Origin of the sequence: Shewanella kaireitica, assembly GCF_023284045.1 — a bacterium.
Classification (GTDB): domain Bacteria; phylum Pseudomonadota; class Gammaproteobacteria; order Enterobacterales; family Shewanellaceae; genus Shewanella; species Shewanella kaireitica.
This window is the reverse complement of record NZ_JAKIKQ010000013.1, coordinates 1-14,564: the sequence shown is the minus strand read 5'-3', so window position 1 is coordinate 14,564 and position 14,564 is coordinate 1. Positions and strand designations below refer to the sequence as shown.

Genomic DNA, 14,564 nt, shown 5'->3' with positions numbered 1-14,564 from the left:
CGCCAACCGTGATATTTAATGACGTTAACGTTAATGCAAAGATATTGACGAAAAATTAAAACAAGCAAAATTCGGGGATTTAAAATATGAAGGGATTAACCCTCAAACCTTTGGTTGCAGCTATTGCAATCACGCTTTCACTTGGCGCATGCAGCAGCGCAAATAACACTACTGAGAACCAAACAGCACCAAATGTTGTTGCTCAGCAAATCATTGAGAATAATGCGGGCAACCCTTTCTTTAAGCCATATGATACCTATTTTGGCATCCCAGATTTTTCTAAAATAAAACCTGAGCATTACCTGCCCGCTTTTAAAGCCGGTATTGCACAGCATAAAGCTGAAATTCAAGCAATCATCGATAATCCTGATGCACCAACATTTGCAAACACCATTGAAGCAATGGAGTTTTCAGGCGAATTGACCAGTAAAGTTGCCAGTGTTTTCTATAACTTAACAGGCGCAGACACCAACGAGCAGCTTCAAGCTATCTCGAAAGAAGTGTCACCAATGCTTTCTGCCGCTGGTGATGACGTACTGCTCAACGATGCATTGTTCCAAAAAGTAAAAGCCGTCTACGACCAACGAGACTCACTGAACCTAAATGTTGCTCAAGCAAAACTATTGCAAGATACCTATAAGTCTTTCACTCGTGGCGGCGCAAACTTAAGCGATGCCGACAAAACCAAACTGCGCGCACTCAACGAGCAAATAGGTAAACTAAGCCTAGAATTTGGTGACAACCTGCTGGCTGAAACCAATGCCTTCGAACTCGTTATCGACACTAAAGCCGATTTAGCCGGCTTGCCAGAAGATGTGATCAGCGTTGCAGCGCAAACGGCTACAAAACGTGGCCATGAGGGTAAATGGGTGTTTACCACTTCACGCCCTTCAATCACGCCATTTTTAACTTATGCCGATAGCCGAGAACTGCGTGAAAAAATCTATAAAGGTTATGTAGAGCGCGGTAACAATAACAACGCACACGATAATAAAAAGATCCTTGCAAAAATGGCGGCATTGCGTGCAGAACGTGCACAGCTAATGGGTTACAAAACGCACGCTCACTTTGTACTTGAAGAGCGCACAGCACAAACGCCTGAAAACGTATACGGCTTGCTGAACAAAGTATGGCCTGCTGCGTTGGCGCAAGCTGAAGCTGAAGTGGCCGATATGCAAGCGTTAATCGATTCTGAAGGCGGTGATTTTAAGCTGGCAGGCTGGGATTGGTGGTACTACTCGGACAAGATCCGTGTCGCTAAGTACAGCTTTAATGAGCAACAAACACGCCCTTACTTCTCACTAGAAAATACCCTTAAGGGCGTATTCTATACAGCCAATCGCTTATTCGGCATTACAGTGAAAGAGCGTACCGACCTACCCAAGTACAATGATGAAGTGCGCACATGGGAAGTCTACGACAAAGATGGCGAGTTAATGGCGATCTTTATGGGTGACTATTACGTACGCGACAGCAAACGTGGTGGTGCTTGGATGAACTCATATCGTCAGCAGTACAACATGAACGGCGTTGAGTCTAAGCCAATCATTGTGAACGTTCTGAACTACCCTCGCCCAGTAGGCAACGAGCCAGCACTATTAACATTCGATGAAGCTAGCACCCTATTCCATGAATTTGGTCATGCGCTACATGGTATGTTGTCTGATGTTGAGTACCGCTCTCAAGCAGGTACGTCAGTCCCACGCGACTACGTTGAGTTCCCGTCACAAGTGATGGAAAACTGGATGACGCAACCAGAAGTATTGGCTCAGTTTGCTAAGCATTACAAAACAGGCGAAGTGATCCCACAAGAGCTTGTAAAGAAAATCCAAGCTGCAAGCAAGTTTAACCAAGGCTTTGCAACTGTAGAGTACATGGCAGCAACTAAGCTTGATTTAGACTGGCATACAGTGACTGACTTCATGCCGAAAGATGCTGCTAAATTTGAAGCTGAATCGCTTAATAAAATGGGATTGATCGGTGAGATTGCGCCACGTTACCGCAGCACTTATTTCTCACATATCTTCTCTGGTGGATACTCGGCAGGTTACTACAGCTACCTTTGGTCTGATATCTTAGGTGCCGATGCATTTGAAGCATTTAAAGAAAACGGTATTTTTGACAAAGCGACTGCTGATGCCTTTAGAGATAACATCCTTTCTCAGGGCGGCAGTGAAGACCCGATGAAACTGTATAAGCAGTTCCGTGGTAAAGAAGCAGGAATCGACCCATTGCTTCGCAGTCGTGGCTTGCTTGCCAAATAAAAAGCGAAGTTAAATTTGGCTGGAACACCAACCGATTAGCGCAAGCTAAACAAGTCCGCAAACCGAATACTTGCAAAAGTATTCGGTTTTTTTATAGTTATACCAATCAATATAAGAATTTGATCAACTCAGAGCTGTTTTTGGAAAACTAATTCAAGGCGAATAACTGAAAGAATAGTTGTTCCCTTATAAAGTTGTTCAACACAGAAATAGGCTGCCAACAACGCTCCAGAATGGCTAGTTTTAGCGATTCTGATGCTGTGTTAACGAGCTTAACCGTAGAACAACTATGCTCTTTACTCATTGCAAGCCACATGGCCTAGCATATTCCTGACATGCTTAAGACATTCCCTCCATCCATGGAGATCAGATGTGGTGAATGTCAATAATGCGCGACTATATTGATATAGGAGGTAGTGTAACGCAGGAGCAGTTACCTAGGAGCATTTAATGACCTTACCTCAGAATCGCTAAACTCTCGCTGAGAGACCAAATATTTATATTGATTGGTATTAATGCATTTTGTACAACAACTCTGTAACATCAATTTGATGTACTTAAAAAAGTTAACTCAATCATTTAAGGTCAACATTATGAACTTCCCACTTAAACATGCAGCCAAAATACTGAGTTACAGCACCCTACTTGCGGTTGCATTAACCACTAATAGTGCGACCGCCAATGATAGATTTAAAGATGTAGAGATTAAACCAATCAAGCTAAGCGATAGTGTTTACATGTTTGTTGGTGCTGGTGGAAATATTGGTGTTTCAGTCGGTAACGATGGTTTGCTGATGATTGATGACCAATTTGCTCCACTCGCCGATAAAATATCAGCGGCGTTAAATGAGATCCAAGCAGGTAGCCCAAAGTTCATCATCAACACGCATTATCATGGCGATCATACCGGAGCTAATGCCCACTTCGGTAGCACGGGTACCATCATGGCCCACCATAATGTGCTTAAACGCCTTGCATCAGACGAACAAACTACGCCTGACGCACTGCCAGTAATTACCTACGATCATGGTATAACCGTGCACTTTAATGATGATGCTTTAAAAGTGCGCCATATGGGACCAGGTCATACTGATGGCGACAGCGTTGTTATATGGAGTAAAGCCAACATAGTGCATATGGGTGATCTGTTCTTCAAAGACAAATTTCCTTATATCGATCTAAAAGCTGGTGGTGACGTGGAAGGTTATCGAGATAACGTCGCTAAAGCGTTACGTGATATGACAGATAAGACAATTGTCATTCCAGGTCACGGCGATTTAGCCAATAAGAGTGATTTAGCGCGCTTTAAGCACATGTTAGATGCGTCGATTAATTGGATGAGAGATCAAAAAGAATCTGGGATCGCATTAGAAGATCTAAAGAAACAAGGCTTACCAGAGAAATGGAAAGACTGGAGCTGGAACTTTATCTCAGAAGATAAATGGATAGAAACACTGCATAAAGGCCTTTGATTAAGCTCACCGACTATCTGTACACTTAACGGCACCTTTAGCCTTTACTAAATTGGATATCATTTAATATCGTTACTATTCAAACTCAAAATTAAAAAACTAAACTCTATCTGTCACAAGGAACTGTGCATAATGATAAGAATAAGCAAGATAAAATGCCTCGTATCTATAAGCCTAACTTTTATAGTTAGTGCGCAAGCTGCTGATAATGAAGGGGCTCTTATAATCGATTATAAACCTAACTGTATAGCTAAAGCTCTTGCGCCTCAGTACCTTAACGTGGAAGTGTCAGATTACTCCGAATTAGGACCTATTGAAGACAGCCCAGCTTTCGTACTAGCACTACAACAATTGCGCCAAGATGCAACAGTACTAGGTGCTGAGGTTATGTTATTGACTAATGTAGAAAATAGAAAAATAACCAAAGAGAAAAATAGGACAGGACGTAGAGCTGGACCTAAAGTTGTGCGTACAACTGACTTAAAAATACACATAGCAGCACAAGCATATAAGCTCTGTAATGGCGACAAGTCGTATAGCAATGATCGGGCCTCTTATACAACTAAAGGTTTTGCGCTCCAGTCAACCCAATATAATTATACTATAAGCCCCAGCAGCATCACGGCAAAAGAGCCTGCAATCCTCGCTCAAGAAACAACTCTTCCTCCAGCGAACATCTCATTTTCAACTGGTGTTTACGGCATCAATTTAGGAGCCAGTACAACACAAACAGCCCAAAAGTTGGGCCCTCCAAGCATTATATTGACTTTAGATAATAACGATAAAGTCTGGGGCTATGGACGTAATCTCTGGTTTACTTATTCAGCTGATAAACTTAAATCAGTTAGTTCAACGTTCAGCATATTAAATGGTACGGGGAAAAATAATATTGGATTCAGGGATGGGTTTGATGACAAGCGCTGGCGAATAGAAGACAAAATCGCTCAAAAAAGTCCCATAGAGCAAGTAAAAAACTCCCTCTCTAAACATGATATTACAGAACTGCCAGAGCAGATTATTATTACTCAAAAACAACAACATATTATATTGCAGTTTGATAAGTTTCATCCAACGATGAAAGATGCCCCCGTAACTTTACTGACTAACTTCACCTATACGAGTAAAATGGACAAATCTGCAAGGCTATCCCTTCCTCAGTTAACATCGACTCAAGAACATTGGCTCTATAAACATCTACAGCCTAATAATGTGAAGTCACTTACATTACCGAACTTAATGAAACAAATCCCACAAGCCAATAAGATAAATATCGCCAATGATAACAAACAATGGTGGCTAGTCGGCAACAATGTCCTATTACAATTTCATGGTACATCGCTTGACCAAGCTCATGTCAGCGAACCTTTCTTTACAGATTATAACAGTGATACATTTTTTCAATCTGTTAAGTTGCTAAAACTGCCATTGGATAAGAAGGGAATGCTGGAACGCTATACCGATGCCAACGATAATTATGATGAAATTGATGTATCCCGTGAGAACTTCAATCTAATAGCAAAATTTGAATCTGAAGAAAATGATGCTGCAGTTTATGATTTGGTTTTTACTTATTACTAATCATACTACTTTTTGATGTTCCTTCTAAAAGTGCGCCATATGGGACCAGGTCATACTGATAGCGACAGCGTTGTTATATGGAGTAAAGCCAACATAGTGCATATGGGTGATCTGTTCTTCAAAGATAAATTTCCTTAATATCGATCTAAAAGCTGGTGGTGACGTGGAAGGTTATCGAGATAACGTCGCTAACGTTTTACGTGGTATGACAGATGAGACAATCGTCATTCCTGGTCACGGTGATTTGGCTAATAAGAGTGATTTAGCGCGCTTTAAGCACACGTTAGATGCGTCAATTAACTGGATGAGAGATCAAAAGCAATCTGGTATTGCATTAGAAGATCTAAAGAAACAAGACTTACCAGAGAAATGGATAGAAACACTGCATAAAGGTTTATAAACCAAGAAGGTCTATGTCCTCTCACCCATATAGCAGCTGGATTCACTGCATATTAAGGCTGACATAGACTTGCTAATACCCATATCCAGCCTAAAATTTAGAAGTATTAGTTCAATGTCTATTCCATACCACAGACAGAACTTTCCTTAGTAGAAGATGGTGGGTTATTTGAAGCACTGCCAATCACTAGACAGGGATCTGTTGGTGCTCAACGTTTCAAAGAAGGTGTTTCAAGGAGAAATAAAACTAAAATCATTTAATTGGCAATGCCATACTGCCAATAGGATGACTCGCGCCCTGCAGATCCTAAAAGATTATGACGTAAAAGTAGCCATAGCAATACTCACCTTAGATGATATAGAAAATTGCTTAAAGGCGGTGAATCAACTCAACAACCAAGTAAGCCATTTAATTTGGATAGCAATTCTAGTCGATACCGATGTAACAAAAGGCAATTTAAGCAACAACCTTACCCATTATTTCTCTGATTACCACCATGTCCCAATAAAATGGGAACGACTGCATCATACCTTAGGACATGCCTATGGCATGGCAAAACTTGGCTCTCTCCATTCAACGTCTGGTGCGCCCAACTTTACTGCCGAGAAAATCCTTGGTGATTCATCCGCAATCAAACAGCTTAAACGCAAAATTGCAAAAATTGCACAAGTTGATGAAACCGTGCTTATCAGTGGTGAGACTGGAACCGGCAAAGGGCTTTGCGCTCATTTAATTCACCGTCAATCACAGCGTCAAGCGGGTCCCTTTGTCACCGTAAACTGCGGTGCATTACCTGCTGGCCTGATTCACTCTGAACTATTTGGCCATGAAAAAGGCGCATTCACAGGCGCAGACAAGCAGTATATTGGTCATATTGAAAGAGCTCATAAAGGCACTCTGTTCCTTGATGAAATCGGAGACCTTTCATTAGAGTTACAAGTAAACTTGCTTCAATTTCTAGAAGATCACATTATCGAGCGTGTAGGTGGCAGTAAAAATATAACGATTGATTGTCGGATCATATTTGCTTCACACATTAATTTAGAAGCTGCGGTTGAAGAGGGGCGGTTTCGAGAAGATCTCTATTACCGGATAAATTTACTGCACCTTTACGCCCCTAGCCTTAGAGAGCATAAAGAGGACATCCCGCTACTCGCGAAGGAATACCTCAAGAAATACAGCCTTAAGGACCAATTAAGCACACTAACGCCTAATGCTTTGAAATTAATGAATGAATATCAATGGCCAGGTAATATTCGGGAGTTTAAAAATCGTATTCACCGCGCAATTATCATGGCAAATAACCGCCGTCTCACCGAAAAAGACTTAGGCATAAACATCCTAAAAGTACCGCCTGAGACAAATGGTGTCATCAATCTAGCCCAGCACAGAGTAGAAATTGACACAGAACTACTACTTGATGCAATCAAACGTAATAACCACAACATATCTGCGGCAGCAAGAGAACTTAAGATCTCTCGCACCACTTTCTATCGACTAATTAAGAAATGCAAAATAAAGCTGTGAACGAAACGCGAAGTAAGCCCAATCTTTGCGTCTAGCCATCACTTTAGCACTGAGGATAGCAGTCATGTTAAATTTGAAACAGCAATCTATGGTGCTAATGGCATCAGTCATTCTTGCTGCTTGCCAGCCACAAAGCAGTGAAAGTTTGCAAGAGGATATAACCTCACTCAAACAGGAGCTCAGCCAATTAAAAAAAGAACTCTCTCGAATAGGCAGTCAAGTCACTGATATTCATAATATCGCAATGAGTTCTCAAAAGCCGCAGTTTAAAACCTTGCCGACTCAAGCTAATTACAACTCAAATAATAACCTTCCATCTCTGGGGGCCAATGACGCCCCCATAGCCATGATAGAGTTTTCTGATTATCAATGCCCTTATTGTAAACGATTTATAGATAAGACATTTTCTCAGATAAAGAGTCGTTATATTGATACTGATAAAGTTCACTATTTAACTCGAGATTTCCCATTAGGTTTTCATCCTAAGGCTAAAAGTGCTGCTGTCGCAGCTAATTGCAGTTTGCAACAAGATGCCTACTGGCAGATGCGTACGTCTTTATTTGCGAATATGAATCTGCTTAGTAGTGAGCTATATCTGAAAAGTGCACAAGAGTTGTCATTAGATATGAACAAGTTTAACGATTGCTTAAGCGACCATGCGATCGCGGTAAAAATACAGCAAGATATCGCTTACGGTTCCTCCTTAGGTATAAGAGGCACACCGAGTTTTGTAATCGGTCGAGTAGAAAATGGGCAACTGATAAACCCAAAACTCGTCGTAGGTGCACAAAGCTATGAAACATTCGCGCAGTTAATCGATTCATTGCTCAATCAAACATCTACCGAAGATTAACTAGCGCCTACAGTGTATGAAATTAGCCTCCTTTCTTGTTAAGGGGTTATAAACTACTACTTCCTCGACATAAAAATGCTTAAAGATCTGTTTGTTCGAACTAAACGAAAGTTAACTAGAAGTGAATTTTTTAAGCAAGACCTAATTGTGTTCACTGCAAGTGTATCAACTATGATACATAAACTGCCCCAACTCAGCGTCACATTACCCCACTATAACTAAATACTCTTAAGTATTAGCGCCTTAAAGTATCGGCCTACTACTTGCTATCTATTAGTCCATAAGTTTGAACTTTACTGCCATTTCTCAGTAACAGCGAGCGAACCTGCTCGGTTAACCGCCCTATCAGCAAACGCAGGTCAACGCAGGTCAACGCACCACTAGCGGGTTATGGAAAGTAATTAAAAACCCAAATAGCAAGTAATTAGCACGTTTTATCCATATTCACTTATAGGATGGTAAATATTATGAAACGATTCAAATGCAACCCGCTTATCAGCGCATTTAGTGCTGCGCTAATAAGCACTGTAGCCCTTTATGGTGTGACGAGCCTAAACGCTGCAAATGCCGGAGCTTATGATTGGCTAGGCATGAACGAAGACCCAACCAAGTTCTGTATGGCTGATGCCTACTTAATGAAAGGCGGTAATAAACTCGCCCAGAACGCACTGAACTGTACTGCTAACGACGTCGAAATTACCAAAGTCACTCCAGTAGACTCTAATGCAGAGTGTAACTTAGGACAAATTTTCACATTCGATGCTGACGTAACAGTACGTACCAATGCTAACGAGCGTTGGGATACCACTTTCTACCTACCTTTAACGGAGGATAGTCCTCAAGTTGTGCAAGGTGCCGGTCTTAGAAATTGTAGTATGATTCTACCTATACCCGGAGACAGCGGAGAGTTAGCTGATGTCCAGTTAGATGGCGATCAATGTGGTGACATTACCAAGGCGTTAGGTCCTGATGAATATGTTCTCACCAATCAACCTATCACTATGTTATGTGCCGATGCAGACGGTAACAATCAAGCCGACTTCACCTACTGTGCCGCATGGGACAATATCGAAAGAGATAATTGTACCTATGGTGAAGACCCTTATGCAGGCCAGATCCCTAACAACAAATCAAAATGTAATTGTGACACATTTAATATCGATGTCTTTATTAAGCCTGCGCCACCAGTGGTGATTAAAGCACTGACTAATTCCAGCCCATCATCACGCAGTGAACCGGGCGGAACTTTTAGTTACTCGATGAGTTTTACTAATCCAAATACGCAGACTTCGCTATTTATAAAATCACTCACCGACGAGATTGATATTGGCGGTGAAGGCACATTTGACACCTCCATTAACCTCTGGGGAAGCCCTGTTGCGGTCAATCCAAATGTAGACGGTGTCTATCTCACTGCAACAAACTGTTCTTTACCTGCAAATGGTGGAGAAATATTGCCAAGTGGTTCATACAGTTGTGAATTTACTGTACATATCGTTGATAGAGACTTACCCAACGATCAAAGTGCCGAGTATTATGACGACTTAGTCATGCTCTCGTTGGAAGATAAGAATGGCGATGTTGTCGCTGACGGTAACTCCTGTGCTGCGATTCCAAGCAGTGTTGCAGGCGATCACTGTAGTAACGAAGTCACAGTGCAAATCACTAATCTTGCACCTGCTATTACAGTGAACAAAACAGCAGATCCTACTGAGGTGATGGAACCTGGTGCAAATGTCGAATTTACAGTAACGGTCGACAATGATGCTGCCTTCTGGGATTCTCCACTCATACTTACCGTGTTAAATGACACCGATTTTGGTGATCTGCTTACCGATGAGTGTATAGGAATATCTACCAGTATCGCTTTAGGGGGGACTTATACTTGTACCTTCACTAAGTTTATTGGCGGTGATGCTGGCGATCAACATTCCAATACTGTGAATGCGACCGCAGTCGATGACGAGCTTGATGGTGCTACCGGTAGTGACTCCGCAATGGTTGATATACGAGATCTTCCATCATCCATAACCTTGGTTAAAACCGCAACTCCAACCTCTGTACTTGAAACAGGTGATGATCCAAACAATTACAGTAACGTAAGTTACAACTTTACCTTTAGCGTTAACGCATCGGGTGTTGATGATGTCACCTTCACCACTCTAACCGATAATAAATTCGGTAGCCTAACAGCAGGCTGTATGGTCGACAGCAAGAACGGTAATGCTATTGCGCCGACAGCCCTTAACGGATTTGTTTTAGAACCTGGCGACTATGCAAGTTGTGATATAAGCAAAGGACTACAGGGACAATTCGGCGATCCAGCCCACGTCAATATCGCAACCATTAGAGGGGTCGATGAAGATGGACAGGATGTAGATGCTTCAAATGACGCTACCGTTGAATTTACACCACTAGCCCCAGATACGGATATGGCATTTGCCGCCAGCATGTTAGTTGTTGTTGAACTAACCAATGCCGGTGTCGAAGATGTCACTTTAACCGAGCTGACTGTACTTGGTGTCACTGTCGCAGACGGTAATGAACATCCTGCCTTTACTATATTGAATTCGGTAGGTGGTGAACATGCAGGTGTCGCATATTCTCCTTGTTCTATCGGCTCAGTATTAGGCTACAACGGTTCAGGTTCTGAGGTGTATAACTGTGCTTTCACCGTAGAGCTGAAGCCCGGTCTTGAAGATACTCAACCTGTTGCCTTTATTACACAAGGAGCATTAAACGGCATAGTGGTAACAGTTGAAGACGACGATGGTGCAGAAGTTGTTAATTTCATTTCAGCAGAAGTTAACATTGTCGAGTAACGATTAGGAGTCAATAAAAATACTTTGTCTTGATAACCACTGGGCGACAAAAGCCTTCGCCGCCCAGTTTATTCTTTCCAGACTACCCGCCTTTAACTAGAGATAGCTATTTTGAGCTTTGAGTTTTGAACTTAGCCCTTACCATTGCCCTTTCCTTTATGGCCACCGCCGCTTGAACTGATCAAACTTAAACTCACTGATGCAGTTGTCTCCATGTCGCCATCGCTAATGGTGTAGTAAAAACTGTCACGACTCTTAAAGCTTTTTGCTGGAGTATATAGCAGTTTACCAGCCGAGGTAATTTGCACGCTTCCCTTGCTCGCTTGGCTCACAGACACAATCGCCAGTTCATCATTATCAGCATCATAATCATTCAACAGCACATCAATCAAGACCGAGGTTTTAGATGACATATTGACACTATCATTAACCGCAATAGGCGCAGTATTCGGCGCAGCTTTAACGATATAACTGACACTATCAATACCTAGGTAACCTATTTCGGTAGTATTTTGCGCGTTAACAGTCAGGTTAAATAGACCTGCTAGACTGCTGGGATCAGAGGCTATATTAATATTGACTACAGCACTGCCTCCGGGGGCGAGTTTCACCTGAGTCTGACTAGTGCTCCAGCCAGAAGGGATATCAGCAAACACATTAAAACTGGCCTCAAAGCAACTCTCACTATCTCGACTCGTTACCGTTGCACTGTAGCTAACCTGAGTTCCGGCGATAACGTCTACCGTTAGAGGGTCCGCAATCACTATCGAAGGCGCAGCAAGCACACACGAGATTTGCGGACTGATTACCATATAGCTCGCAGTATCTTTGCCAATATAACGGCTGTCTAAACGGTTTATTGCACTTAGCTCAAAATTGTAGGTCCCCTCTTGAGCGGCAGTTGAGGACTCTACATTGATGCTGACATTGCGACTCTTACCTGCTGCCAAACTGACCACAAGGTTATCAGCACGCCAACCAGCGGGTACATTGGCTGTCACATCGAAATCAGTGCTATCACAACTGTCACTGTCGTGATTGGTTATAGTCCCACTATAAGTAGCCATCTCTCCAGCAGCTAGCTCGCCACTATCATCAATTGACAAAATAAAACTTGGATTTGCCATAATGCAGGATTGTGGAGGTGTTTCTACAACATAACTAACGGTGCCCGTGATCGAATAAGCGTGGTTATTAATATCAGCGGCACTTATTTCAATATCGTAAAACCCCTGCTCAGCAGTCTCTAAGGAGACGACATCCAGCGAGACAGTCCCACTCATTCCGGGCGACAGGCTGAGAGACTTTGTTGCCGCACTCCAACCACTCGGTACTAATGCTGAGATGTTATAGCTAGAGATTTCACAGCCTGCGCTATCGTTATTACTCACTGATGCGCTATAGCTCACCGTGGTGCCAGGTGCGCCCCAGGCTGATTCATTAGGTAACAATGTCATGCTTGGGCTCGCTTTGATACAGCTAGAACCTGTATAGCTAACACTCACGCTCGCTCCCGTTGCATCGGCCCACTCTGTTGTAATTGTCACTCCCGCATCGGGATCTGTATAGCTAGCTCCCACCAGCAGAGCTGCGTCATCTAAATCACGCAGCCCACTATCTGGTTGCATATCCAGTAATAAGTTACTATTGATATTGTTCTGCGTCGCCAGATGCATTACGACTCCATCAGTGACGCCACTTTTTCCTTCTAGAAATTTATCAAAACCCAAAGCTTGTCGATACTCAAGGACATACCACTGTGACTCGCCGTTAGTGATATCAACACCACGCTGGATTTTAATACTCTTAGCGGTTCCTGCGGGTTCCATTTCAAAGGGCTCTAACTGATAACTACCATCAACACCAGCAGTGACTACTTCTCCAGCAGAGGCTGTGATCCAACCAAGCTGCTGCTTACTAAAGGCATTAAAATGGCCTGTAATACCTGAACTTCCCATCATATCCATGCTATCGCCATATTCAGCTGAAGCGCAGTTATCACCGATAATCTCCGCTCCGCAATCAAGATCTTTTGCATGATATAAACCGAAGTTGTGACCGAGTTCATGGCCAACGGTACGCAATGTCATAGACCCATTAATAAATGCACGAGATGGGCTGCCTCCTATAGTTCCCTGCCCCGTCCAACCGCAGCTGCTATTTTGAGGGTAGATATAGATCCAGCGATCATAGTTATCGACATTAATACCGCTATCAATGGCTGCTTGCCGACCATGATTATCGATTAAATTAGTGCTACATGTCACATCTATAGGCAACGTAAAGTAACCCTCGACATCCCCAGTTAACCAAGTCCGGCCATATGATGCTTCTTGGTAATAAGCATTTACATTACCGAAAACTAATTGCTGCGCTTCTTCTACGGTCCATGGTTGCTCAGCATTATTTTGAAAGTTAACTAATAAAACCAGTGCCCGTTGTTCACCAAGACTGCTTGTTCTTCCAGCATTATTGGGCTCAACCAACCTAGTAGAAACAGCAGAATCGGAATCGCCCAATAACACTAAACTACTGAGTTCATCATTGACAACCAAGGAGCTGAGATTTGCTTCTGGCTCTTTTGTAGCCTTAAACATCCAGCCTGTAACACTTACTTGAGTACCTGTTTTTAGTAAACTACTTTCGATATTACGAGGTAAATGCAATTCAACTGATTCTTCGTCATTGACCAACATGTAGCTAATATTTTTATGTTGATGGCTTTGATAATCCACATAGCTAACTTCCAACCTTCCCTCGAGCACACGCTGATGTGCCAACAATGAAACAACCTCATCCGGCATATCTTTTATAAGGCCTCGTGGCAGAATTGTGCGTACTGCCGCTTCAGGGTCTGACTTAACCAGTTCAAATTGCAAATGCTGACGTAATAACGCATTTTCTATCAACGCTTGCGTTAACTGCTCTTTATTCGCAAGGGTTGCATGTCGATACTTGCCCAAGCTGTTAACTAGCGATATCGTTGATTGTTCTGTTTGTTGTCGAAATTTAACTTGATTACTTAGCGCTTTTTCTGCGAGTAGGGAGTTATCATGGACTTGATTAGCAAATAAGTTAGCTGAAAAAATAACGACCAACAGGGCTAATAATCCAATGACCGTGAAGCGGATAGAAATAGCAGCCGAATTCGATGCCGATATGACATTTTTTTTATTCAAAACCTTCTCCCCTAAAAGCAAACATACTCAAATAAACTGCTCTTTTTGCAAATTATTCTTTTTAGCTCTTTTTCTGGATAAAAATAGCTGCAGAATTCACTTAAAAGGCAGAACCCCTTATGCTTACTGGGTTTGAGCAACAACAGAGCGGGCATACTAGCAAATGACAAGTCCAAATAACAAACATAAATTGATCATTTTTCGATCCATTATGCTTTTTCCCAAACACTCGTAACGCTAACTGATTGAAACAATTCCAGCTGCAGTTTATGGAATATATGCAGAATAGGCTCTAGGAGTTAGGGTTTTAAAAATGCTTATACGAGTAAGCCAAATGGAGGGAGATTAACAGCTAAATACTTATACCAATTGCATTAAAAGTTTGACCATTCAGCGGGAATTCAAAACGCTGTAGGCAAGTATTGGGGCTTGAGCTAATAGTTATTCTCGGCTCTGGCATCCTGCTTCG

The 14,564-nt window shown here is 42.3% G+C and carries 8 protein-coding genes; 7 read left to right on the top strand and 1 reads right to left on the bottom strand.

The features are described from left to right. Nucleotides 1-86: 86 nt before the first annotated feature. From L2730_RS15140 to L2730_RS15110, 7 genes are all read left to right on the top strand, one after another. Complete coding sequence (locus L2730_RS15140) at nt 87-2,264, top strand: M3 family metallopeptidase (protein WP_248975359.1); 2,178 nt, start codon at nt 87-89, stop codon at nt 2,262-2,264. Nucleotides 2,265-2,857: 593 nt separating this feature from the next. After that, nucleotides 2,858-3,736, top strand: coding sequence for an MBL fold metallo-hydrolase (locus tag L2730_RS15135; protein ID WP_248975358.1), 879 nt, complete (start codon nt 2,858-2,860; stop codon nt 3,734-3,736). A gap of 132 nt (nt 3,737-3,868) precedes the next feature. Next, on the top strand, nt 3,869-5,314 hold the full coding sequence (locus L2730_RS15130) for a hypothetical protein (RefSeq protein ID WP_248975357.1): 1,446 nt from the start codon (nt 3,869-3,871) through the stop codon (nt 5,312-5,314). A 106-nt stretch (nt 5,315-5,420) separates the two neighbouring features. Continuing rightward, nucleotides 5,421-5,714 carry an MBL fold metallo-hydrolase gene (locus tag L2730_RS15125; protein WP_248975356.1) on the top strand — a complete coding sequence of 98 codons (294 nt, stop codon included), beginning with the start codon at nt 5,421-5,423 and terminating at the stop codon, nt 5,712-5,714. A 156-nt stretch (nt 5,715-5,870) separates the two neighbouring features. Then, on the top strand, nt 5,871-7,241 hold the full coding sequence (locus L2730_RS15120; RefSeq protein ID WP_283105752.1) for a sigma-54 dependent transcriptional regulator: 1,371 nt from the start codon (nt 5,871-5,873) through the stop codon (nt 7,239-7,241). A gap of 64 nt (nt 7,242-7,305) precedes the next feature. Then, nucleotides 7,306-8,094, top strand: a complete 789-nt coding sequence (locus tag L2730_RS15115; protein ID WP_248975354.1) for a DsbA family protein — start codon at nt 7,306-7,308, stop codon at nt 8,092-8,094. 467 nt (nt 8,095-8,561) lie between these two features. Beyond that, the gene (locus L2730_RS15110) at nt 8,562-10,916 is read left to right on the top strand and encodes a hypothetical protein (protein ID WP_248975353.1); all 2,355 of its coding nucleotides are present in this window, start codon (nt 8,562-8,564) and stop codon (nt 10,914-10,916) included. Nucleotides 10,917-11,047: 131 nt separating this feature from the next. Here L2730_RS15110 and L2730_RS15105 read toward each other — a convergent pair whose 3' ends face one another. Continuing rightward, nucleotides 11,048-14,095, bottom strand: a complete 3,048-nt coding sequence (locus L2730_RS15105; protein ID WP_248975352.1) for an Ig-like domain-containing protein — start codon at nt 14,093-14,095, stop codon at nt 11,048-11,050. Between the last annotated feature and the right edge of the window lie 469 nt (nt 14,096-14,564).